Raw genomic sequence first — 21,362 nt, forward strand, 5'->3', positions numbered from 1 at the left:
AATTCAGCGTGCCGCGCCTGTTTTTTGGGCTGACCTGGACGGGGTATCTTGGCCGGCATCGGGGGGGGAATGACCATGGGCGGTCTTGTCCCAGTAAAAAGGCCGGACAAGCAGCTCATAGGCGGCCTTCGTCGCGGCAAGCCAGCCCATCATGTAGTAGATCAACAAAGTAGGCACCCACATCCACAACCCGCGATGTCGCGTTCGCGCAACTGCGGCAAGTCCGATGACAATCGCCAATGCCTCGGATGCCAGAAAAATGCCGGTGAGTACCCGCAATCCCGCATTGTCCAGAAGCGCGGACATCGGATGCGGCATGCCGAAGAGCACCAGCCAGAAGGACCACATGATCGGTGCCAGCAGAAACTGGCTGATCGTGGTCAGGAAAAACACCTGAAAACCGGCGAACTTCCACGGTCCCAACGTCCGCCAGAGTTTGCGGGGAGAGCGCATATGCGTGAGATATGTGATCATGTATCCCTTGAGCCAGCGCGAGCGTTGTTTGACCCAGGGCCAGAACCGGTTGTTGGCTTCCTCGCGTGTGACCGAGGCCAAAAGTTCGGTTTGATAGCCGTAGCGCGCCAGCCGGAAACCAAGATCGGCATCTTCGGTGACGTTATGGGCATCCCATCCGCCGACATGTTCCAATGCCTTGCGGCGGAAGAACACTGTTGTGCCGCCCAAGGGAATCGCGAAGCCCAGACGTGCGAAGCCGGGGAGCAGGATACGGAACCAGCTTGCATATTCGATGGAAAAGCAGCGCGACAGCCAGTTGGCGCGCGGGTTGTAGAAATCGAGAATGCCCTGAAGGCAGGCGGTCTTTGCGGGGGCACGGTTGAAATGCGCCACCACCCGATCAAGTTGGTCAGGGGCGGGGGCATCCTCGGCATCGTATATGCCGACAATCTCGCCCCGACAGAATCCCAGCGCGTAGTTCAGCGCGCGCGGTTTGGTGGTGACACTGCCGTCGGGGACTTCGATTACCCGCATCCAGGGTGGCAGCAGCGCCGGAACCAGTGCCTTGCGCGTGCGGTCATCCTTGGCTTCCAGCACCAGTACCACATCCAGCAATGCGCGCGGATAGGTTAGTCGTGACAGCCGCTTGACCAGCGTTCCGGCAATATCATCCTCATGATATAATGGCACCATTACTGAAACGGTCGGCCATGGGAATGGTGGTGGGTCGTGACGATGAACCGGCCTGTGGCGGAACTGCGCGACAAACGCTGCGCCTTTCAACAAGCCCGACAGGATCAATGCGACGATCGCCCAGCTTGCGAGACAGGCGAAAAACAGCCCCGGCATGAGTGCAAGCAACGAAAGCGCCCCAAGCCCCAGTAGACCGGCAAGAATGGCCCTGGGACATGTCATCAGGGCAAGGTCCCGGCAGCTTTCGTCGGCACGGACGCGCGTTTCGGCCGCGTGCATCAGGGCAGCGCCATGACGCGCGGCAATCTCCGCATGGATGTCGGCCTCGTGGGTCACAGCCATTTGGACCGAGCCGATACCGTCGGGAAGACGCGTGCGCAGGGTTTCGAACGCATCGGGGCGGGCGGTGGCAATCACCAATGTCTTGCCGATGCGCAGCCAAGGCAGGACCAGATGTTCCAGACAGAATTCAGCGCTGAGCATGTCACGTAAGTCGGGATCGGGCGGCTGATCGTCCCGGTCAAGCGCCATGACGCCCCAGTGACGCGCTTGCGCGGCCACGATCTGCGACGGATCCGCCAAGGCATCAGCCTCGCAGATGCGCGCAATCCTTGCGCCGCTGCGACCTTTTTCTGCAAGCGCATTCAACAGGTCGCCGGTTTCCAGCGCGCCTGCCTCCAGCAGCATTTGCCCCACTGGGCGACCGTGCTGAACCGGAAGCTCCGCGCGTGAAAGGTCTAGCTTCGGTTCACTCATCGCTGAGCCGCCACCCTGGTTTCTACCGTCCAAGTTTTGGCGGTAGAAACTTAAGGGAGGCTTAACCGGCCTTTAGAGAATGGCTTTCACCGGGCGGACATGTAGTCCGTAAACCGTTCGAAAAGGTAAAAACTGTCCTGCGGTCCGGGGCTGGCCTCGGGGTGATGCTGAACAGAGAACACCGGACGGTCCTTTACACGCAAACCGCAATTGGACCCGTCAAACAACGAAACATGCGTCTCTTCCACACCTTCCGGGAAGGTCTGGCTGTCGACGGCAAATCCGTGGTTCATCGAGGTGATCTCGACCTTGTCAGTGGTGTAATCCTTCACGGGGTGGTTGGCACCGTGATGGCCGTGGTTCATCTTGACGGTCTGTGCGCCAAGCGCCAGTGCCAGCATCTGGTGGCCCAGACAGATGCCAAAGATCGGCAGATCAGGCTGCTCCAGCAGGGATTTGATCATCGGCACGGCATATTCCCCGGTCGCTGCCGGATCGCCGGGACCGTTGGACAGGAACACACCGTCCGGTTCATGCGCCATGATCTCCTCGGCGGTGGCGGTGGCGGGCAGGACGGTCACATCGCAGCCCGCAGAGGCGAGACAGCGCAGGATATTGCGCTTGGCACCGTAATCCACCGCAACAACCTTGTGGCGCGGTGACTCTTGTTTGGCATAGCCATCGGGCCATGCCCACCGCATCTCATCCCAGCGATAACTTTGTGCGCAGGTCACATCACGGGCCAGGTCAACACCTTCAAGCCCGGCAAACCCGCGCGCCTGGGCGACCAGCGCCTCGGTGTCGAAATTGCCGTCCGGATCATGCGCCAGTGCGACATGCGGCGCGCCTTGCTGGCGGATCGCACGGGTCAGCCGCCGCGTATCAACGCCGCCGATCGCAATGCGTCCGCGCGCTGCCAGCCAATCGCCCAGTTCTTGAACAGCGCGCCAGTTGGAGGATTGCGTGGGCATCCATTTCACAACCATGCCAGCGGCGACCGGATCCGCAGTTTCGTCATCGTCAGGGTTGACCCCGACATTGCCGACATGCGGGAAGGTGAAGGTGACGACCTGCCCGGCATAGGAGGGATCGGTCATGATTTCCTGATAGCCGGTCATGGCGGTGTTGAAGCACAGCTCTGCCACCGTGACGCCGGTCGCGCCAAAGCCTTGACCGTAAAAAACCGTTCCATCCGCAAGCGCGAGGCAGGCGGTGGGCTTGGCATGGGACGAGGAGACCATGGCGCGACTCTTTCTCTGGCGTGGATTTGCGCGAACCTACGGGGGCTGGCGACGGTGGTCAAGTGGCAAGAGGCAAGATGATATTGTTTTAATTCAGTAGGTTATAAGAAATAACGAGCGGTTGCGCCTTGGGCGTCGATTAGGTATCTTCAGATTTCGCGTAAACCATGGGGATGGGATCGACAATGGAACTTCGTACGCGGGTCAACTCCGCCATGAAACAAGCGATGCGGGACAAGGCGACCATGCGACTTTCGACCCTGCGCCTGGTCAATGCGGCAATCAAGGACAAGGACATTGCGGCCCGAAGCGAAGGCGGAGATGACGGGGTGCCTGATTCCGAAGTGCTTGCGATCCTTGGAAAAATGGTAAAGCAACGGCAGGAAAGCGCACGCACCTACGAAGAGGGTGGCCGCGTGGATCTGGCAGAGCGGGAACTGGCCGAGATAGAAGTGATCGAGGAATTTCTGCCACGCAAACTGTCCGACAAAGACGTCGAGAAGGCCGTCAACGATGCAATGTCGGAAGTTGGCGCAGATTCAATCCGTGATATGGGCCGGGTCATGGCCGTGCTGAAAAGCAAGTATACTGGACAAATGGATTTTGGTGCCGTCGGCCCGATGGTCAAGCAACGCCTGTCAGCCTAGCGGCGCTGCGCAGGCTGATCTGGTGCCCTTATGATTAGAGGGCGGGGAAATCGGCCTTGATCGCTGCCAGTTCGGTGGGATCGTCTATTTGAAAACGGACAACGAAACGGGTCTTGAACCCGACACGCCCTCTGCGGGCACCGAAGTTTTCGCCGTGGTTCAGCACATAAAGCACCGAAGGTCGCGATAGCGGCTGCAATCTTTGTCCGGCCAAACGGGCAAGGTAGGGAAACATGCGATGTTCGTGCTGGGTCATCTCGCGCAGAAAGTCCACCATGCCGGGCAAAGACAGATCGAACCGCAACGCGGCGCAGGATCCGCAGAGCTTCCAGAACGGTTTGCGCAAGGGTTGCCTTAGATCCGGTGCATCTGCCAGCCCCACCGCGCCCGTTCTGGCATCCATCACATAGCCGGCTTGCACGAGATAGCCGCCTTTGACGTTCCGGCTCAGCATTTCTGCCACGGTGCCCTGGCGCAACAGATCGTCCGCATCAAAGCTCATGGCATAGCCCGAGTTGATGTCGAGGCTTGGCAAGTGATCGTACAGACAGGCGAGCTTGCGCCATTTGTCATTACCGGGTGCCGGGTCGTCGAAGGGCAGGTAGCTTATGCGCGGATCGTCGGGCAGGGCGGGGCGTTGCTGACAGCAGATCACAGCGCACCAGTTTGGATTGTCCTGCGCGATCAGACTGCTTAGCGTAAGGCGGAGCCGCAGCACCACAGCTTGCCAATCTCCGACATGATCCTGTCCGACCAGCGGGATCAGGAACACCACCTGTTGCGGAGCGGCCCATTCGTGTCCTTGTGCCGGTGCCCTGAGACGCAGCGCAGCACGTTCGGACGCGGCCTGCGCCTCGCCTCCACCGGCCCGCTTTGGACCCACGACCGCCGCCGCCGCCAGCAGAGCCGCGCGTTTCAATTTCGGAGAGGCCGGGGCCTGCGCCATGACTAATCTTTCTGAGACGACGTGATGCGTCGCATCCGGTCTGTGAGTTCGGAGTAAAGCGCCATTCTTTCGTTTTCGCTTAGAAACGCGCCGATTTCAACCTCGCGTCCCGCACCGGAGAGGGTGATGTAATGCGGCACCGGGCCATTTTGGGGATGCATGGTCAACTTTGCCCAGTACGGATTGCACTGCCATTCCTGCTCTGCGCCGCGCGGATTTTTCCGTACCAGGTGCATGCTGTCCGCGCCGATCGTCAAGGTTTCGAGAATCTCGCGATCAGCCTCGTTGCGACGCAGGGCGTACCACAAACCCGCAAGGGCAAGCATGCCAAAAGGCAGAAGGCCCCAAAGCAGAACCGTCCCCAAAAGACCGAAGAGTGGCATGCTGATCAGCAAAAAGGTTGCGAGGATGAACGCCGCGAATCCTTTGCGCGGAAGCGAGTTGTGCGGCCAGAGACGCAGTACGGTCTCGGCTGTGGGGCGCGGATTTTCTGACCAAGAATAGGGCATGGAGCCAAGAATAATACGTTTGAGCGTGATGTTAAGTGTCGCAAAGTCGATGGGCATTCTGCCGCACCCGTTGGCCTGGACTGCTGGCGGCGCGCAGTGAGGGTGTAGGCTCGACGCGTCCGGCGCAGGGCGGGCGGTGCCCTGATGTCCTGAAATATCAGGGGGTGCAGGATTGAGACTCAAAACGCAAAAGGCCCCGGATCAAGTCCGGGGCCCTTCGATTGCCTCAGTCGGGCGCTGCCACTAATGCGCGTGGCCCTTGTCCCAGTCTTCCTGCTTCGGAAGGATCTCGAACGTATGCTCGGGCGGCGGGCTGGGCAGGGTCCATTCCAGCGTATCGGCATATTCGTTCCAGGGATTCGCTGCGGTGCATTTCGGTCCAGAACGCAGAGAGTAGACCATGACACCGATGAAGAACACGAAGGACGCGAAGGACAGGAAGGCACCCCAGCTCGACACTGCGTTCCATGTGGCGAACGCCTCTGGATAGTCGATATAGCGGCGCGGCATGCCCTGACGGCCCAGGAAGTGCTGCGGGAAGAAGGTCAGGTTCGCGCCGATGAAGAAGGCCCAGAAGTGCAGCTTGCCTGCCCATTCAGGATACATCTTGCCGGTGAATTTGGGGAAGTAGAAATAGATCCCCGCAAAGATCGCGAACACGGCACCCAGGCTCATCACATAGTGGAAATGCGCCACAACGTAGTAGGTGTCATGATAGGCGCGGTCGACGCCTGCCTGGCTGAGAACAATGCCTGTCACGCCACCGACGGTGAACAGGAACAGGAAGCCGAACGCCCAGAGCATCGGTGTCTTGAAGTCGATCGACCCGCCCCACATGGTTGCGATCCACGAGAAGATCTTGACCCCTGTCGGCACCGCGATGACCATCGTCGCCAGCATAAAGTAGCTTTGCTGGGTCAGCGACATGCCGACGGTATACATGTGGTGGGCCCAGACAACGAAGCCCAGTGCGCCAATCGCGATAAGTGCCCAGACCATCGGCAGGTAGCCGAAGATCGGCTTGCGGGCGAAGGTCGCGATGACGTGGCTGATGATACCGAAACCGGGCAGGATCACGATGTACACTTCAGGGTGACCGAAGAACCACAGGATGTGCTGGTAGAGGATCGGGTCGCCGCCGCCCGCAGGATCAAAGAAGGTGGTCCCGAAGTTGCGGTCTGTCAGCAGCATGGTGATGGCACCGGCCAGAACCGGCAGCGCCAGAAGAATCAGCCAGGCGGTGACGAAGATTGACCACGAGAACAGCGGCACCTTGAAGAGGGTCATGCCGGGGGCACGCATGTTCAGGAAGGTGGTGATCATGTTGATGGCACCCAGGATCGAGCTTGCACCCGACACGTGAACCGCAAAAATCGCCAGATCCATCGACATGCCGCCTTCGCGGACCGACAGGGGCGGGTAAAGCACCCAGCCGACGCCGGAACCGGCCTGACCGTTGCCACCAGGGGCCAGCAGCGAACAGACTGCCAGCGAGGTGCCCGCGACATAAAGCCAGAAGGACAGGTTGTTGAGACGCGGGAACGCCATGTCGGGCGCCCCGATCTGCAACGGCATCAGATAGTTGCCGAAACCGCCGAACAGGGCCGGAATAACCACGAAGAACATCATCAGGATGCCGTGGCCGGTGATCAGCACGTTCCACAAATGTCCGTTGGGCGTACATTCGCCGGCTGCCGCAGCAATCAGCCGCGCGCCTTCCATGCACATGTATTGCACGCCCGGATCCATAAGCTCCAACCGCATGTAGACGGTGAATGCCACCGAGATGAATCCCGCAAGGCCGGAAACGATCAGGTAGAGTATCCCGATATCCTTGTGGTTCGTCGACATGAACCAACGCGTGAAAAAACCGCGCTCGTCCTCGTGTTCGTGGCCGTGAATGGCGGCGTCAGCCATGTCTTGCCTCCTGCTGGTATGGTGACAGGGGCGCGCACAGCCCGCACTCGCCCCGATAATCTATGCACGTTTTAGAATGCGGTGGCGGCATGGGCAATGTCAGACTTTGACGCAGATCAAACATTTTTGTCGCAGGCGGGTCTGGCGAAGGGCATGGATTCCCTTGCGCCAGTACATGCGACAGTCAGGAATACCTGACTGTCGGTTAATGCGGGCACTTGTTATTGTAATGTTAACGCAGGTTGCTGCCACAACCTCCGGGTCCGGACCAAACCGGGCCTGACCCAAGGGAGAAGAATGACGATGACGTATCAGGACAGTCTGAAGCCGGTATCGCGGCCCTTCTCCATATGGATGCCTGCTCGATTGGTTGGTTTTCTTCACGCCCTGCGATTTTCTTTGAGAACGCCGTTTGACGAACGCCACGATGCCCTCAGGACCGAAGTCGAACGGTTGCGGGCACTGGACGATGACGCATTGGCGCGGCTTGGCCTGCGACGCGCTGACATTCTTTGGCACGTTTTTGCCTGAAAGACATTTCGACAACAGATTTATCCTGTTCCCGATCTTACAACCAAGACCTTTTCAAGCACCCTTTGAACGTTTCTGATTTCACATGAAGGTAAAAGGCGCATCGCGGGATGCGCCTTTTCTTTTTCTGCCGGTGCGGGCCGTTCAAATGCGGTGCTGACCTTGGCGGCCGGGGATCTCGCCCACCACGGTGTCAAAACTGTGCTGAAGGGCGACGTCGAGATCTGCCATGGTCACCGGCAAGCCCAGATCAACCAGGCTGGTCACGCCATGTTCGGTGATGCCGCAGGGCACGATGCCACTGAAATCATCAAGCTCGGGCTCTACATTGATCGAAATGCCGTGAAAGCTGACCCATTTGCGCAAGCGGATGCCGATGGCGGCGATCTTGTCTTCCTGTTTGGCACCGGTGGCAGTCAACGGTTTGTCGTCGCGCTCGATCCAGACGCCGACCCGACCGTTGCGGATGTGGCCGCGCAGGTTGAATTCGTCCAATGTTGCGATAACCCAGTTTTCCAGCGTCTTGACGAATTGGCGCACGTCCCGTCCGCGGCGTCCGACATCTAGCATGACATACGCCACACGCTGGCCTGGTCCGTGATAGGTATACTGTCCGCCGCGTTTGGACTGGTAGACGGGGAAGCGGTCCGGATCGGTCAGGTCTTCGGGTTTGGCCGATGTCCCCGCTGTGTAAAGCGGTGGATGCTCCAGCAGCCAGACGCATTCGTCGGCAATCCCCGCCGCAATGGCTGCGACGCGGGCTTCCATGAAGGCGACCGCCTCTTCGTAATCAGTCAGCCCATCGGTGGTGATCCAGTCGACCATTTGTTGCGCTCCGCTGTGGCGACCTGCCGAAATTGCCGATCAACTCTTATTGAAGGCCAGAACAAAAAGGAACCCATAACGCTCCGTGGCGTTGGATGTACAGCATGGCAGGAGAGCACCGGTGTCAACGCATGAGGCGACAATGAAAATGGGACCGGACGGCAAGCCTGCCGCAGACGTCTGTGTCCTCCTTAATGCGTCGTCTGGACGAGGGGAAACCGATGCCACGATGGCGGCGTTGAAAACCGCCTTTGCGCGCCATCCCGGCATGTTTGAACTTCGCAAGATGGACGGCGGCAATCTGCTTGCCGATACCTGTCGCCGGGCCATGAAGGACGGGTTTCGTACAATTGTTGCTGCGGGCGGGGATGGCACGATCTCGGGCATTGCCGGACAGCTGGCCGGGTCCGGACGCACGATGGGCATCATTCCGCAAGGGACGTTTAACTTTGTTGCGCGGGGGCTGGGTATCCCGGAACAGATCGATGAAGCGATAGATCTGATTGCGGACGGGCAGTCGCGTGCTTTCACGCTTGGCGAGGTGAATGGTCGGCCTTTCGTCAACAATGCCAGTCTTGGGGTTTATCCCGAGGTGTTGAAGGAGCGCGAAGGCACCTACAGACGCTGGGGCAGATCGCAACTGGCGGCACATTGGTCGGTGCTGCGTGCCTTTGCCACGTTCCATTCCCCCCTGAGGATGAAAGTCACCGTGGATGGCAAGGTCCACCGCGCCAAGACTCCGCTGGCCTTTGTGGCACGGAGCGCATTCCAACTGGAACATTTTGGGCTGGACGGGGCCGAATGTATCCGGGACGGTGGGTTCGCGCTGTTTTTGGCACCTGACAGTACGCGTATGCAACTGTTGATCGGCGCGTTGAAGCTTGCACGCAGGGGGATGGACCCACAGCGTGACTTCGAGCTGATCTGCGGACATGACATCCAGATTGAAACGCTGCAACCGAGCCATGTGATCGCCATGGACGGCGAACGCTTTCCGATGAGCGGACCGTTCAATTTTCGGCTGCGGGATGATGCGTTGCGGGTGATCGCTCCGGCATGACGCGCATCGTTCATATCTCGGACCTGCATTTCGGCAAGGACCGGCCAGAACTTCTGGATCCCTTGGTGCGCTTCATCAACGGGTCAGGGGCGGCCCTTGTTCTGCTGTCCGGCGATTTGACGCAGCGTGCCCGCCATAGCCAGTTCAAGGACGCGCGGGCCTTTATTGACCGCTTGTCACCGCAAGTGCTGTCGGTGCCGGGCAATCACGACACGCCGCTTGATAACCTTCTTGTACGTTTTTTGTGGCCGTGGTCGCGCTTTCGCAAGCACATCGCCCGCGATCTGGAGCCTTGTTGGCAATCGGACGATGTTCTTGTTAACGGCATCAATACCGCCGATTCCCGTGCATGGCAGCGTGGCAAGCTGCGTCGGACCAGCCTGCGCCGGGTCTGCAATCATCTGCTGTGCGGCCCTGATGGACGCCGCGACGACCGCTTGGGCATCGTGATGATGCACCATCCGCCCGAACATCAACCGGACACCCATAAACGCCCGATGCGCAATGCCGAAGTCGGCTTGCGAGAGCTGAACAGCTGTGGTGCGGATATCGTTCTGTGCGGACACCTGCACACATGGAGCACGCGGATTCTGCGCGACGCCGAGGGCATCTTGCTGCTTCAGGCAGGCACTGGTCTGTCCAGTCGTGTAAGAGGCGAGCCGAACGACCTCAACCTACTGGAAATAGACGGAAAGCGTCTAACGGTGGAACGTCACACCGCAGACCTTGGTGTGCAGGATTTCAGTCGAATTTCACGCCAGATATATGAGAAAACTGACGGAACCTGGCAGCTTTGCAGATGATCGGTGGATTTTGCGCAAAAATGCCCTTCACATCGCGCGCGGGCTTGGATATACGGCGCGTCACTACCTGATCATGTGCGGTCGTGGCGGAATGGTAGACGCGCAGCGTTGAGGTCGCTGTGGGGTAACACCCGTGGAAGTTCGAGTCTTCTCGACCGCACCATCACCACCCAGGTAAGGTGGTGCCTTCCGGCAAGATCATTCTGGTCCGACGAGGTTGGGCGAAGATCGAGCGACAAGCCCCAATGAAAATGTGTAATATACGCTTTATCGCGTGTGACTTGAGCGTAAGGAATGATCGCGAAGTTACAAACGGGTCAGACGTATGAAATTTTCGGCCAATCTGGGATTTCTCTGGCGACGCCCATTAATTGAAAAAAGTGATTTTGTATCCCGAGCGGGACGTGCGGGGTGGCGCGGCAGCGATTTTCTATCGGGGCCAGGTCCGGGACGAGACTGCCATCTTAACCAATGATGCGACCGGGAAGCGCCGACAAACAGTCCCGTCTCGCGTCAGGCCGCCATTTCCAGAATCGCGAGGCCCTCCGCATCGTCGATGCGCTGCGCAAATTCCCGCGCGTCCCGCAGCATCGTTTCAATCACGGGTCGATAAGACGGATAATGGGTGTAGCGGTCGAAACCTGGATCGGAACGCGGCGTGATGAAAAGGTTCAGCTCTTCCTCGGGGTCGGCATGTCGGTTGTAAAGCTCGTGGTTGCCATCATCCGATGCGATGAGTTTCCATCCTTCAGACAGCCAGGCGCGTTGGTGCAGTGCGCTGACATGGGTGATGTTCTGAACGTAAAAACCGCGCCGCCAGTCCGGGGCAGGTATGCCATCGAGCAAGGGTTTGAGACTGTGCCCGTGGCATTGGTCCAGCGGTGGCGCGCCGGCAAAATCCAGTAAGGTTGGCGTTAGATCCTGCAACCCCACCAGGTCCGACCGCACGGCACCGGCGGCAATCGTGCCGGGCCATGAGATCAGCATCGGGATGCGGATTGAATCGTCGGTGCAGACGAATTTATGCTCGCCCTCGGCCCGGTAGCGGAAGGTCTCGCCGTGGTCGGAGTAATACAGGACAACGGTGTTTTCGCGCAGCCCTGTGGCCTCCAGCGTGTCCAGAATCCGCCCGATCTCATGGTCGAGTGCGGTGACGGCGGCATAATAGCCCGCGAAGGGCACGCCCTTATGGCGATAGGGTTCGTAGAAACGCGCGGGCGCAGTGAATGGGTCATGGGGCGGGTAGTAGCTTTGGACCATGACGAAGGGTTGGTCACTGTCCGCCTGTGCCTGATCTCGCAGAAAACCGATACAGGCATCGGTCTGCAAGGTGGGCCGGTATTGTCCGTCCAGCCGTCCGCCAACCCAATGTCCGACACGGCTGTTAAAGCTTTCTTCCCAGATGTCGAAGAACGGCGGGTGGCCTTCGCCCAGATGCCATTTGCCGAAATGCGCGGTCAGGTAGCCCGCATCCTGTAACTGGTCGAAGACTGTTCGTTTGACCGCGCCGACGCTCTGAAACGCGTTGTCGATGCCGTAGACATTGTCGATGATCTGATGCGCATGCGGGTAGACGCCGGTCCACATGGTCGCGCGGGCGGGGGTGCAGACGGGCCAGGGGGTATAGGCGTTCTGAAACCTGACGCCCTCTGCCGCCAGTCGGTCTAGGTTGGGTGTCTGAACGAACGCGCTGCCTGCGCAGCCCATTGCATCGGCGCGGTGCTGGTCGGAGAAGATCACGACGATATTGGGCGGTTTGGTCATGCGGTCTGTCCTTTTGCGGCGGGCAGGGCTTGGGCCAGCAGGTGGCAGTTGGCGCTGTGGTCCGGGCCAACAGTCGTTCGCGCGGGGGGCGTGCTTCGGCATATCCCCATCACATGCGGGCAGCGGGTGTGAAAGCGGCAGCCCGACGGCGGGTCGATGGGGCTGGGAATGTCGCCCTTGATGGCAAGTTCGGGGCGTTCATGGACACGGGCGCGCGGTACGGATTTCAGCAAAGCCTGGGTGTAGGGATGGGCGGGGTGTGCAAAAAGTTGCGCCTTGGGCGCGATCTCGACAATCTCGCCCAGATACATCACGGCAACATGGTCGGCGATGTGGCGGACGATCGCCATGTCATGGCTGATGAACAGATAGGTCAATTGGCGCTCGTGCTTGAGCTTTTGCAACAGGTTGACGATTTGCGCCTGTACGCTGACATCAAGGGCCGAAACGGCTTCGTCGCAGATCAGCAGATCGGTTTCCAAGGCAAGCGCGCGGGCAATGCCAACGCGCTGGCGCTGACCGCCCGATAGCTGGTGGGGGAAGCGCGCGGCGAAACTCTGGGGCAGGCCGACAAGGTCAAGCAGTTCGGCAAGACGCGCCCGCCGCGCTTTGGCGGTGCCGACAGAATGAATGTCCAGCGGTTCCATGATCGCCTGTCCGATCAGCATACGCGGGTTGAGCGAGCCGAAGGGATCCTGAATGACGATCTGCACGCGGCGGCGGAATTCTTGCATGGCTCGATGATCCAGGCCGCGAATCTCGGTTCCCGCAATCTCTATCTGTCCGGAGTCAGCCTCGATCAGGCGCAGCACCAGACGGCCGAGGGTGGTCTTGCCGCAGCCGGATTCCCCGACCACGGCCAGCGTCTCGCCGCGCGCTATTGAAAAAGATACGTTATCCACCGCCCGCACGACCGGACGTTTGCGCCCAAGCAGCCCGCCACGCCCGACCTGAAAGTGCTTTGTCAGGTTGCTGACACGCAGAAAGGGTATGGCGCGATCATCCATCACTAACCTCCAGCGGACCGTCAAAGAGGTAGTCTTTGGGCCGTATGCAGGCGGCGCGATGGCGGGCCTCAAAGCCCATCAGGCGCGGATCAGTCTGGTCGCAGATCTGACGAAAATGCGCGCAACGCGGACCAAACCGGCAGCCATTGGGCCGTTCATGCGGTTGCGGTACGGTGCCGGGGATGGTTGGCAATTCGTCCACATCACGATCCACCGGCGGATGGCTGCGCAAGAGGCCTTGTGTATAAGGGTGCAGCGCGTGTTCGAAGATCTGTGACGTTGTCCCGGACTCGATGATCCGGCCAGCATACATCACCGAGACATTATCGGCATAGCCTGCAACCACGCCCAGATCATGTGTGATCAGCAGGATGCCCATTCCCAACTCGCGTTGCAACTCGTGCAGCAATTCAAGGATCTGCGCCTGGATGGTCACATCCAGTGCCGTCGTCGGCTCATCCGCGATCAACAGTTTGGGCTGGCAGGCGATGGCGATGGCGATCATCACACGCTGCCGCATCCCACCGGATAGCTGATGAGGGTATTCGTCGATCCGCCTGTCGGCTGCGGGGATGCGGACCCATTCCAGCATTTCCAGTGCTCGTTTCCGGGCCGTGGCGCGATCCAGCTTCTGATGCACGCGCAAGGTTTCCACGATTTGTTCGCCCACCGGCAGCACCGGGTTCAGCGCGGTCATGGGCTCCTGAAAGATCATCGAGATTTCTGCCCCGCGCACGCGGCGCATCTCATGTGTGCCAAGTGAGGGCAACTCGCGCCCGTCAAAGGTGATGCGCTGTGCCTCTACGCGGAATTGCTTGGGCTCAAGCAGGCGCATGATCGCCATTGCCGAGACTGATTTTCCACTGCCTGACTCTCCGACCAGCCCGTGGGTCTTGCCCATCATCAGGTCCAGTTCGACTCCCTCAACCAGCGCCGCGCCGCCATAGCTGACACTTAGTCCGCGGACCGAAAGCAAAGGCGCGACCGCCATGTCGGATCTCCGAATCTGCATGTCGGCCATTATGCACATAGCCGCAAGAAAAGACGCGTTACAAAATAGCAGCTTGCGATCTTCGTATACGTTTATACAATCCGAAAAATGCGAGTCAACGTGTGCGATCCCTGCACAAGCGGCGGCGTTTTTCGGTCATTGATCCGGAAAGCTGCCGACATGGCGCGGATGGGCCTGCTGGGGCAAACAAAGATATTGGAGCCAGGAATGAAAATTACCGACGTTACCGCGATTTACCTCCGGCTCCCAGAGATCGAGGCGCGCACTGACAGTTCACAAGATGCGTTGCTGGTGCGGATTGACACCGATGCGGGTGTGACGGGTTGGGGGGAAGTGGACGGCTGCCCATGGGTGGTGAAGGCGATCATCGACGCGCCGATGTCCCACACCATCGTGACCGGCTTGCGCAACCTGCTGATCGGTGAGGACCCGATGGATGTCGCCCGGTTGTGGACAAAGATGTATGAGGGCACGCTGTATTACGGGCGCGAGGGCGCGGTCATTCAGGCGATGGCAGGCTGTGATCTGGCACTGTGGGACATCAAGGGCAAAGCGCTGGACCAACCGGTGTGGAAGCTTCTGGGCGGGCGCTACCGTGACAAGCTGCGGGTCTATTCCTCCAACATGTTCCAGTTCACGCCCGAGGACACGGCAGACCGGCTGCGGGCGGCCAAGGATGAAGGGTTCAGCGCCGCCAAATTCGGATGGGAGCCGTTCGGCAAGGACCCGGCCACCGATTGCGCCTATCTCGATGCTCTGCGCAAGGCTGCGGGCGACGATTTCGAGATCATGCTGGATGTCGGTCTGATCTGGGACGCGACCACCACGATCCAGCGCGCCAAGCTGTTCGAGCCGTATAACCTCGCATGGATCGAAGAGCCGGTGCATCCCGACGACCTGAATGGCTATCGCCGGATTTCCGAAAACATCACCCAGCGGCTGGCGGCAGGCGAGGAAGAATGTACCCTGCGCGGGTTTCAGCGGCTGATAGACGAAGGCGGCATCGGTCTGGCGCAGATTGATTTGACGCGCTGCGGTCTGACGCAGGCGATGAAGATCGCGCAATATGCCGCCGACAAAGGAGTGCTGGTCGCCAACCACAATTTCACCACGGATCTGAACACCGCCGCGTCGCTGACTTTTCTGGCGGCCGTGCCCAACGCCTATGTGCTGGAATATTGTGTTGAACCATCCGAGATTTCTCGCAATCTTGCGCGCGATCCGTTTGTACAGAAAGACGGGTTCATGGATGTGCCAGATGCGCCGGGGCTTGGCTTTGAGCCCAACTACGAGGTGATAGAGAAATTTGCCGTCAGCAGCCTCTGACATGAGCGGGCCTGCGCCGAATATCGTGGTGGTGCTGGTGGATCAGCTTCGCCGCGACGCGCTGGGCTTTTACGGCGACACGAATCTGCGCACGCCCGTCATCGACCGCATGGCCGCAGAGGGGTTGGTGTTTGATGCCATGTCCTCGACCTTTCCGGCCTGTGTGCCGTTCCGGTTTTCGTTCCTGACCGGAGAATATGCGCATAGCCGGATGGTGCCCGCGCTGGGCTACCGCATGTCACCGGCAGAACGCACGCTGGGCGAGGCCATGCAGGAATGCGGCTATCACACCGGTTATCTTGGCAAATGGCATCTGTATTCGCTTTACGGCATTGCCGGCGGGCAATCCCTGCAAGAGGCCAACCGGACGCCAATCCCGGCCAGCCACCGGCGTGGTTTTGCCGATTGGCAGGGATTCGAGCTGCGCAACGATTTCTACGACACCCATCTGTTCGAAGGAGAGGCGGATCAGTCTGTCCCGTTGGAGGGCTACCAGACCGACGCGCTGTTTCAGCGGGCGCGTGACTGGCTGTCCGTGCCGCGTGATGATCCGTCTTTTCTGATCCTTTCCGTGGAGGCACCGCACCCGCCCTTCACGGCACCAGAGGAGGCCATCCGGAGGGTGGCCTCCCGCGGGGGGTATGCCAGACGACCGAATGTCGATGTGCAGGCAATCCGCACCTTCCCGCCGGAATGGCAAAAAATGGCGAAGGAGGGATCCACGATCGATGCGGCCGGGGGCGCGGAACGCGATGCGATCTTTGTCGCAAACATGCAGATCTATTACGCGATGATCGAGGAGATTGACCGTAACATGAACGCGCTGCTGGAGACCGTGCAGGCGATGCCATCGGACCGGGAAACCATCGTCGTTTTCCTGTCCGATCACGGCGAGTTGGGCGGCAGTCATGGCATGCTGGGCAAGGGAGAGCCGTTCGAGGAATCCATCGGTGTGCCGCTTATCCTGTGGTCCACGGATGCAGGTCTGGTCGCGTCTGGACGCCGCAGCGACCTACCGCTGTGTACCGAGGATCTTTTTCCGACCTTGGTGGGCCTTGGCGGCGGGGCGCCGCCAAACCTGCCGGGGCTGGATGTCTCTGGCTTTGTGACCGGGCAGGGGGCGTTACCGGATCGCGATGGCGTTCTGTTGGAATTCACCGCAGAACTGCGCCCGAACCGGCGCTACCATGACGAGACGTGGCGCGGCATTCGCACGCGGGATACAAAATACACCGTGTTGGGTAACGCCACAAATGGGGTCCGGCCGTGGATGCTGCATGATCTTGCTACCGATCCGTTCGAGCAGCGCAACCTGATCGAGCAAGACCCCGAACGCGTCCGCGATATGCACCAAAAGCTGATCCGACTTCTGGCCGAGGCCGGGGATGATTACCCGATCACGGATCTTGCTTTTTGACGTTGTCGCGATTGGCGCGAAGTCGTTCGTAATTTACCGCATCGGGCACTTCGAGGATATGGGTTTGCATATTGCGTTCCAGCTCTTCGGGGGTGCCACTCTGTAGAATCCCCAGCAATTCTTCATGTTCCTCGACGATATTGACCAGTGTGGGTTGAAGAAAAGTCGAAAGCCCGATCACGATGGTCAGTTGTTGCGCCAGCGGTTCCCATGCCTGCATCAACGCGCGATTGCCCGGCACCTGACAGAGACGGCGATGAAATTCTATGTCGTGGATGGCGACGCGGTAATAATCCTTGGCACGGGAGGCATCGCGAAGCGATTGCACGCATTCGGCCAGTGGATTCAGAAGTTCGGGTTCCTTCTGCGCGCGGTTCTGAATCTCGGTCGCAGCCAGCATTTCCAGTGTCAGGCGAACTTTGCGCAGGCTGCGCATGCTGTCTTTGGAGACTTCCATGAGACGCATGCCACGATAGGGCGTGTTTTCCACCACGCCGCGGCTTTCCAACAGGCGCAGTGCCTCGCGCACCGGCACCCGGCTGACATTCAACTGGCGGGCAAGATCGGCTTCGATGATGCGGTCGCCGGGCAGGAATTGGCCCTTGGCCGCAGCCTCGACAATCGCATCGACAATGGTTTCTGCAAGCATCCTGGGCGCGATCGGAGCAAGCTGAGTCTTTATTATCGGCCGTGATGGCGGTTTCATTTTATCTTGATCCTCGTCGGTCTGCACATGGCCCGGGGCCAGCCTCGGGCCGGGTCTTGCCATGACATGCGCGCAATTGAAATCTATTCTCAAATATGGATTGCATCAAGCCCTCTATCGTATACGATAATACGAAAAATAAGGGCCGCTGCACTTTAAGGCCGCTGCACTTTTACGTTGCATGCTGATCGGGCTGAGCCGTGTTCAATCAGGGGAGAAAGCTATGCGTAAAAAGAGATGGATCACCAACAAGGCCAGGCTGCGCAAAGTGCTGGCGATTCCCGCTTTGGTGCTGGGCATCGCGGCCTCTCCGGTCGTGGGCCAGGTTGAGGGCGGCGAGCTTGTCTTGGCGCAAAGCGCAAACCCGCCCAGCCTTGACGCCATGACCTCTTCTTCGGAAACGGCGCGCAACATCAACATGAACATTTACGAGCCGCTGGTCGCCATAGATGAAAACGTCAATCCGATCCCGATGCTGGCCAAAAGCATCGAGCCCTCCGAGGATCTGCTGACCTATGTCTTTCCGCTGCGACAGGGGGTTCTGTTCCATAACGGCAAGGAAATGACGGCCGAGGATGTCAAAGCCTCGCTTGAACGCTACCGCGAGGTCGGGGCGACGCGCGGCATGCTGGACAAGGTCAAAGAGATCGAGATCACCGGCGATTACGAGGTGACGTTCCATATGTCAGAGGCGACGCCCACCTTTATCGAAGGGTTCTCCTCGCCTCGGGCACCTGCCGTCATCATCCCCGCCGAAGAGGCCACGAAACCCGCCAATGAGATTGAGATCATCGGAACCGGTCCCTTCAAATTCGTTGAATTTGTCCCCGACGATCATGTGACGTTGGAAAAGTTTGCCGACTATGTCCCGAACGAGGATTTCGACGGCCCCACTGGCTTTGGCGGCAAGAAAACCGCCTATCTGGACAGCGCCGTTTACCGGATTATCCCCGAGGCCGGCGCCCGCATCGCGGCGCTTGAGGCCGGAGAGGTGCAATGGGCCGACCAGATCCCGGTGCCCGCTGCCAAGCGGATGAGCGCAGATGAAAATCTGAACGTCTACGAGGCGCGGCAATGGGCCTTCATGACCTTCATCATGAACTGGAACCTGCCACCGACGGATGATGTGAATTTTCGGCGCGCGGTGCTGTATGCGATAGAGCCGGAAGAGGTGATGGCGATCGCCACCGAAGGCTTCTACGACCTCAATCATGGCTGGCAATATCCGGGCCGGACCTACAACGCGGGCGACATCGGCAAGGAAATCTACGAGAGCGCGCATATCGACAAGGCCAAGGAGTTTCTGGCGATGTCAGATTATGACGGCGAAGAATTCCTGATCCTCACCGATCCCAATTATGGCGAACACAGCCGTGCGGCTGTGGTGCTGGCAGAACAGTTGAAACCCATCGGCATCAATGCGGTGGTCAAACAACTGGACTGGGCGACTGTGCTGAAGATCCGCCTGACAGACGAGGGCTGGAATGGCTGGACGCTGATGCAGGGGCTGGAGCCGTTCCTGGGACCATATGGCATTGCCGCCAAGATGCGGGGCGACCAGACCCATATGCGCGGCACGGCGGATGTGTTCGAAGAAAGCTATAACCGCCTGATTACCGGCAAGACGGTAGAGGACCGGCAGACAGCCTTTGCCGAAATCCAGACCGCGATTTACGATCTGGTCCCGCAGATCAAGATCGGCGATGTTGGCCGGATGCAGGCAGGCTCGGCTCGGCTGAAAGGGTTCAAGCCGTTCCGTGCGCCGCGTCTGAACGACATCTGGCTGGAGGACTAGACCAGCATGATCATGCGCCCGCCGGAACCTCTGGCGCGTCTTGAAACGCCCGGACCGACAAGCGCGCGGCTGGCCGGGAAAGGAAACAGGCCCAGGAGACGCCTTTAGTGACGAGATACATTCTCTCCCGCGTGCTGTCAGCGGTCCCGGTGCTTTTCGTGGTGTCGCTTGTGACCTTTCTTCTGATGTGGCTTGTGCCCGGTGATGTCGCCTCTCAGATCGCCGGTCCGGACGCCACGGCAGCCGAGCTGGAGGCGATACGCCAACGTCTCCAGCTCGATCAACCTATCCATATTCAGGCTTTCCGCTGGTACGGGAACCTGTTGCAGGGCGATCTGGGCCAAAGTTACCTGTTGCACCGCTCGGTTGTGGACGCGGTGTTCGAGCGCCTGCCGGTCACGCTGTCGCTGGCCTTCATGTCGCTTGTGCTGGCCGTCATTTTCGGGGTTCTGCTGGGCGTGCTGGCGGCGACAAACCACAACAACTGGATTGATCAGGTCACCATGGCGGGGGCGCTGCTGGGCCTGTCGCTGCCGGATTTCTGGTTCGGTCTGGTGCTGATCTTCTTTTTCGCGGTCGGCATGGGGTGGTTCCCGACCGGTGGCTACACGCCGTTCACCGAAAGCCCGCTTGGCTGGCTGCGCAGCATGACCCTGCCGGCCTGCACGCTGGCCTTCACCCAGATGGGGGTGATCGCACGCATGGTCCGATCCAGCATGCTGGAGCAAATGGGCCAGGACTATATCCGCACCGCCAAGGCAAAGGGTTTGCCGCGCGGACTGGTGCTGTTCAAGCATGCGCTGCGCAATGCGCTGATCCCGGTGATCACGCTGGTGGGGATCATGACCGGGTTGCTGCTTGGCGGCACTGTGGTGATCGAGGTTGTCTATTCGCTGCCCGGCGTCGGGCGGTTGATCATCGGCGCGATCCAGAACCGTGATTACCCCATCGTGCAGGGAGGGTTGCTGATGACGGCGGGCATCTTTGTCTTCGTCAATATCGCGGTGGATATTCTGTACACAATCGTCGATCCGCGGGTGCGCAATGACCGCTGAAGCCGGGGTTCCCGACATAAGCGCGACGCGTGCCTGGGTGGCGCGTCTGAAGCTGGGCCTTGGAACAGCCGCGCGCCACCGGTCCATCCAGGTCGGCGGGGTGCTGTTCGGCTTCATCGTGCTGCTGGCGATCCTCGCCGACCTGATTGCGCCGTTCGATCCCAACAAGAACAACTTTCGTGCCTTGCTGAGCGCGCCTGATGCCGTGAACATCTTTGGCACCGACGCTTTCGGGCGCGACATCCTCAGCCGGGTGATTCATGGCACGCGCCTGTCGCTGCTGGTCGGGCTGCTTGTGGTTGTCGCCACGGGTATTCTGGGCGTCATCGTCGGGACATTTACCGGCTATGTCAGGTGGCTTGATGGCCCGGTCATGCGGGTGATGGACGGGTTGATGGCCTTTCCGGGGATCCTTTTGGCGATTGCCTTGGCGGCGGTTCTGGGGCCGTCGGTGAGCAACGCGGCCCTTGCGCTGACCATCACATTCACGCCGCGCACCGCCCGTATCGTGCGTGGGTCCGTGCTGGTCCTGCGCGAAATGCCCTATGTCGAGGCGGCAAAGGCCTGCGGTGCCAGCCATGCCCGCATCGTGCTGAAACACATACTGCCCAACGCCCTGCCACCGCTGATCGTGCAACTGACCTTCGTGTTCTCGGTCTCGATCCTGGCCGAAGCGGTGCTGAGCTTCATGGGCGTCGGTCCGCCGCCGCCGACGCCGAGCCTTGGCAATATCATCGCCGAGGGACGGTCCTATATTCAGGAAGCGCCCTGGGTTGCGTTGATGCCCGGCATTGCCATCGCGATGACCGTGCTGGGGTTGAATATCATTGGCGACGGGCTGCGCGATACGCTCGACCCGCGCTTGCGCAACCTTTGATATAGCCACGATGGCGATG

General features: G+C 59.7%; 19 protein-coding genes and 1 tRNA gene. 10 read left to right on the plus strand and 10 right to left on the minus strand.

The genetic code is table 11. From position 1 onward, the window contains the following. Positions 1 to 3 precede the first annotated feature (3 nt). Both ACN0WV_RS01360 and carA read right to left on the minus strand, forming a co-directional pair. Positions 4 to 1,905 carry a glycosyltransferase family 2 protein gene (locus ACN0WV_RS01360; RefSeq protein WP_417603202.1) on the minus strand — a complete coding sequence of 634 codons (1,902 nt, stop codon included), beginning with the start codon at positions 1,903 to 1,905 and terminating at the stop codon, positions 4 to 6. 86 nt (positions 1,906 to 1,991) lie between these two features. After that, positions 1,992 to 3,146, minus strand: coding sequence for a glutamine-hydrolyzing carbamoyl-phosphate synthase small subunit (gene carA / locus ACN0WV_RS01365; protein ID WP_417603204.1), 1,155 nt, complete (start codon positions 3,144 to 3,146; stop codon positions 1,992 to 1,994). Between the two features lie 185 nt (positions 3,147 to 3,331). Here carA and ACN0WV_RS01370 point away from each other — a divergent pair, with 185 nt between their 5' ends. Beyond that, a complete protein-coding gene (locus ACN0WV_RS01370; protein ID WP_084352287.1) occupies positions 3,332 to 3,793 on the plus strand; it encodes a GatB/YqeY domain-containing protein in 462 nt (153 codons plus the stop codon). A gap of 34 nt (positions 3,794 to 3,827) precedes the next feature. Here ACN0WV_RS01370 and ACN0WV_RS01375 read toward each other — a convergent pair whose 3' ends face one another. The 3 genes from ACN0WV_RS01375 to ctaD all read right to left on the minus strand — a co-directional run bounded on the left by ACN0WV_RS01375 (position 3,828) and on the right by ctaD (position 7,165). Beyond that, a complete protein-coding gene (locus tag ACN0WV_RS01375; RefSeq protein ID WP_417603206.1) occupies positions 3,828 to 4,739 on the minus strand; it encodes a hypothetical protein in 912 nt (303 codons plus the stop codon). 2 nt (positions 4,740 to 4,741) lie between these two features. Next, positions 4,742 to 5,248 (minus strand): DUF2244 domain-containing protein, encoded by a 507-nt coding sequence (locus ACN0WV_RS01380; RefSeq protein ID WP_417603816.1) that lies wholly within the window; start codon positions 5,246 to 5,248, stop codon positions 4,742 to 4,744. 243 nt (positions 5,249 to 5,491) lie between these two features. After that, on the minus strand, positions 5,492 to 7,165 hold the full coding sequence (gene ctaD / locus ACN0WV_RS01385) for a cytochrome c oxidase subunit I (RefSeq protein ID WP_417603208.1): 1,674 nt from the start codon (positions 7,163 to 7,165) through the stop codon (positions 5,492 to 5,494). A gap of 297 nt (positions 7,166 to 7,462) precedes the next feature. Between ctaD and ACN0WV_RS01390 the strand changes: the two genes are divergently transcribed. Then, the gene (locus tag ACN0WV_RS01390) at positions 7,463 to 7,696 is read left to right on the plus strand and encodes a hypothetical protein (RefSeq protein ID WP_417603210.1); all 234 of its coding nucleotides are present in this window, start codon (positions 7,463 to 7,465) and stop codon (positions 7,694 to 7,696) included. A 144-nt stretch (positions 7,697 to 7,840) separates the two neighbouring features. Here the strand turns inward: ACN0WV_RS01390 and lipB are convergent, their stop codons facing one another. After that, positions 7,841 to 8,521, minus strand: a complete 681-nt coding sequence (gene lipB / locus ACN0WV_RS01395) for a lipoyl(octanoyl) transferase LipB (protein ID WP_417603212.1) — start codon at positions 8,519 to 8,521, stop codon at positions 7,841 to 7,843. 148 nt (positions 8,522 to 8,669) lie between these two features. Between lipB and ACN0WV_RS01400 the strand changes: the two genes are divergently transcribed. The 3 genes from ACN0WV_RS01400 (at position 8,670) to ACN0WV_RS01410 (ending at position 10,547) form a co-directional block, all read left to right on the plus strand. After that, positions 8,670 to 9,581 carry a diacylglycerol/lipid kinase family protein gene (locus tag ACN0WV_RS01400; RefSeq protein ID WP_417603817.1) on the plus strand — a complete coding sequence of 304 codons (912 nt, stop codon included), beginning with the start codon at positions 8,670 to 8,672 and terminating at the stop codon, positions 9,579 to 9,581. Then, on the plus strand, positions 9,578 to 10,384 hold the full coding sequence (locus tag ACN0WV_RS01405) for a metallophosphoesterase family protein (protein ID WP_084352275.1): 807 nt from the start codon (positions 9,578 to 9,580) through the stop codon (positions 10,382 to 10,384). The genes ACN0WV_RS01400 and ACN0WV_RS01405 overlap by 4 nt, the downstream gene beginning before the upstream one ends. A 77-nt stretch (positions 10,385 to 10,461) precedes the next feature. Further along, a tRNA-Leu gene (locus tag ACN0WV_RS01410) sits at positions 10,462 to 10,547 on the plus strand. Between the two features lie 350 nt (positions 10,548 to 10,897). Here ACN0WV_RS01410 and ACN0WV_RS01415 read toward each other — a convergent pair. The 3 genes from ACN0WV_RS01415 to ACN0WV_RS01425 are packed head-to-tail and all read right to left on the minus strand — an operon-like array spanning position 10,898 to position 14,167. Continuing rightward, a complete protein-coding gene (locus ACN0WV_RS01415; RefSeq protein WP_417603215.1) occupies positions 10,898 to 12,148 on the minus strand; it encodes a sulfatase family protein in 1,251 nt (416 codons plus the stop codon). Then, the gene (locus ACN0WV_RS01420; RefSeq protein WP_417603217.1) at positions 12,145 to 13,155 is read right to left on the minus strand and encodes an ABC transporter ATP-binding protein; all 1,011 of its coding nucleotides are present in this window, start codon (positions 13,153 to 13,155) and stop codon (positions 12,145 to 12,147) included. Before ACN0WV_RS01420 ends, ACN0WV_RS01415 begins: the two co-directional genes overlap by 4 nt. Beyond that, positions 13,148 to 14,167 carry an ABC transporter ATP-binding protein gene (locus ACN0WV_RS01425; RefSeq protein ID WP_417603219.1) on the minus strand — a complete coding sequence of 340 codons (1,020 nt, stop codon included), beginning with the start codon at positions 14,165 to 14,167 and terminating at the stop codon, positions 13,148 to 13,150. Before ACN0WV_RS01425 ends, ACN0WV_RS01420 begins: the two co-directional genes overlap by 8 nt. A 207-nt stretch (positions 14,168 to 14,374) precedes the next feature. Here ACN0WV_RS01425 and ACN0WV_RS01430 point away from each other — a divergent pair, with 207 nt between their 5' ends. Beyond that, positions 14,375 to 15,493, plus strand: a complete 1,119-nt coding sequence (locus ACN0WV_RS01430; RefSeq protein ID WP_417603221.1) for a mandelate racemase/muconate lactonizing enzyme family protein — start codon at positions 14,375 to 14,377, stop codon at positions 15,491 to 15,493. Position 15,494: 1 nt separating this feature from the next. Next, on the plus strand, positions 15,495 to 16,910 hold the full coding sequence (locus ACN0WV_RS01435; RefSeq protein WP_417603223.1) for a sulfatase-like hydrolase/transferase: 1,416 nt from the start codon (positions 15,495 to 15,497) through the stop codon (positions 16,908 to 16,910). Here ACN0WV_RS01435 and ACN0WV_RS01440 read toward each other — a convergent pair. Further along, complete coding sequence (locus ACN0WV_RS01440) at positions 16,891 to 17,559, minus strand: GntR family transcriptional regulator (RefSeq protein ID WP_417603225.1); 669 nt, start codon at positions 17,557 to 17,559, stop codon at positions 16,891 to 16,893. The genes ACN0WV_RS01435 and ACN0WV_RS01440 overlap by 20 nt on opposite strands. A gap of 280 nt (positions 17,560 to 17,839) precedes the next feature. Here ACN0WV_RS01440 and ACN0WV_RS01445 point away from each other — a divergent pair, with 280 nt between their 5' ends. The 3 genes from ACN0WV_RS01445 to ACN0WV_RS01455 all read left to right on the plus strand — a co-directional run bounded on the left by ACN0WV_RS01445 (position 17,840) and on the right by ACN0WV_RS01455 (position 21,343). Beyond that, complete coding sequence (locus ACN0WV_RS01445; RefSeq protein ID WP_417603227.1) at positions 17,840 to 19,411, plus strand: ABC transporter substrate-binding protein; 1,572 nt, start codon at positions 17,840 to 17,842, stop codon at positions 19,409 to 19,411. A 107-nt stretch (positions 19,412 to 19,518) separates the two neighbouring features. Next, positions 19,519 to 20,466 carry an ABC transporter permease gene (locus tag ACN0WV_RS01450; protein WP_084349779.1) on the plus strand — a complete coding sequence of 316 codons (948 nt, stop codon included), beginning with the start codon at positions 19,519 to 19,521 and terminating at the stop codon, positions 20,464 to 20,466. Further along, complete coding sequence (locus tag ACN0WV_RS01455; RefSeq protein ID WP_417603229.1) at positions 20,456 to 21,343, plus strand: ABC transporter permease; 888 nt, start codon at positions 20,456 to 20,458, stop codon at positions 21,341 to 21,343. The genes ACN0WV_RS01450 and ACN0WV_RS01455 overlap by 11 nt, the downstream gene beginning before the upstream one ends. Positions 21,344 to 21,362: the final 19 nt, after the last annotated feature.

Origin of the sequence: Primorskyibacter flagellatus (genome assembly GCF_048268605.1) — a bacterium.
In the GTDB taxonomy this organism is placed as follows: domain Bacteria; phylum Pseudomonadota; class Alphaproteobacteria; order Rhodobacterales; family Rhodobacteraceae; genus Primorskyibacter; species Primorskyibacter flagellatus.

Bases quoted from the DNA above. Each gene is read 5' to 3' on its own strand.
- ACN0WV_RS01360 (WP_417603202.1), bottom strand. From the start codon at position 1,905: ATGAGTGAACCGAAGCTAGACCTTTCACGCGCGGAGCTTCCGGTTCAG.
- carA (WP_417603204.1), bottom strand. From the start codon at position 3,146: ATGGTCTCCTCGTCCCATGCCAAGCCCACCGCCTGCCTCGCGCTTGCG.
- ACN0WV_RS01370 (WP_084352287.1), top strand. From the start codon at position 3,332: ATGGAACTTCGTACGCGGGTCAACTCCGCCATGAAACAAGCGATGCGG.
- ACN0WV_RS01375 (WP_417603206.1), bottom strand. From the start codon at position 4,739: ATGGCGCAGGCCCCGGCCTCTCCGAAATTGAAACGCGCGGCTCTGCTG.
- ACN0WV_RS01380 (WP_417603816.1), bottom strand. From the start codon at position 5,248: ATGCCCTATTCTTGGTCAGAAAATCCGCGCCCCACAGCCGAGACCGTA.
- ctaD (WP_417603208.1), bottom strand. From the start codon at position 7,165: ATGGCTGACGCCGCCATTCACGGCCACGAACACGAGGACGAGCGCGGT.
- ACN0WV_RS01390 (WP_417603210.1), top strand. From the start codon at position 7,463: ATGACGATGACGTATCAGGACAGTCTGAAGCCGGTATCGCGGCCCTTC.
- lipB (WP_417603212.1), bottom strand. From the start codon at position 8,521: ATGGTCGACTGGATCACCACCGATGGGCTGACTGATTACGAAGAGGCG.
- ACN0WV_RS01400 (WP_417603817.1), top strand. From the start codon at position 8,670: ATGGGACCGGACGGCAAGCCTGCCGCAGACGTCTGTGTCCTCCTTAAT.
- ACN0WV_RS01405 (WP_084352275.1), top strand. From the start codon at position 9,578: ATGACGCGCATCGTTCATATCTCGGACCTGCATTTCGGCAAGGACCGG.
- ACN0WV_RS01415 (WP_417603215.1), bottom strand. From the start codon at position 12,148: ATGACCAAACCGCCCAATATCGTCGTGATCTTCTCCGACCAGCACCGC.
- ACN0WV_RS01420 (WP_417603217.1), bottom strand. From the start codon at position 13,155: ATGGATGATCGCGCCATACCCTTTCTGCGTGTCAGCAACCTGACAAAG.
- ACN0WV_RS01425 (WP_417603219.1), bottom strand. From the start codon at position 14,167: ATGCAGATTCGGAGATCCGACATGGCGGTCGCGCCTTTGCTTTCGGTC.
- ACN0WV_RS01430 (WP_417603221.1), top strand. From the start codon at position 14,375: ATGAAAATTACCGACGTTACCGCGATTTACCTCCGGCTCCCAGAGATC.
- ACN0WV_RS01435 (WP_417603223.1), top strand. From the start codon at position 15,495: ATGAGCGGGCCTGCGCCGAATATCGTGGTGGTGCTGGTGGATCAGCTT.
- ACN0WV_RS01440 (WP_417603225.1), bottom strand. From the start codon at position 17,559: ATGCTTGCAGAAACCATTGTCGATGCGATTGTCGAGGCTGCGGCCAAG.
- ACN0WV_RS01445 (WP_417603227.1), top strand. From the start codon at position 17,840: ATGCGTAAAAAGAGATGGATCACCAACAAGGCCAGGCTGCGCAAAGTG.
- ACN0WV_RS01455 (WP_417603229.1), top strand. From the start codon at position 20,456: ATGACCGCTGAAGCCGGGGTTCCCGACATAAGCGCGACGCGTGCCTGG.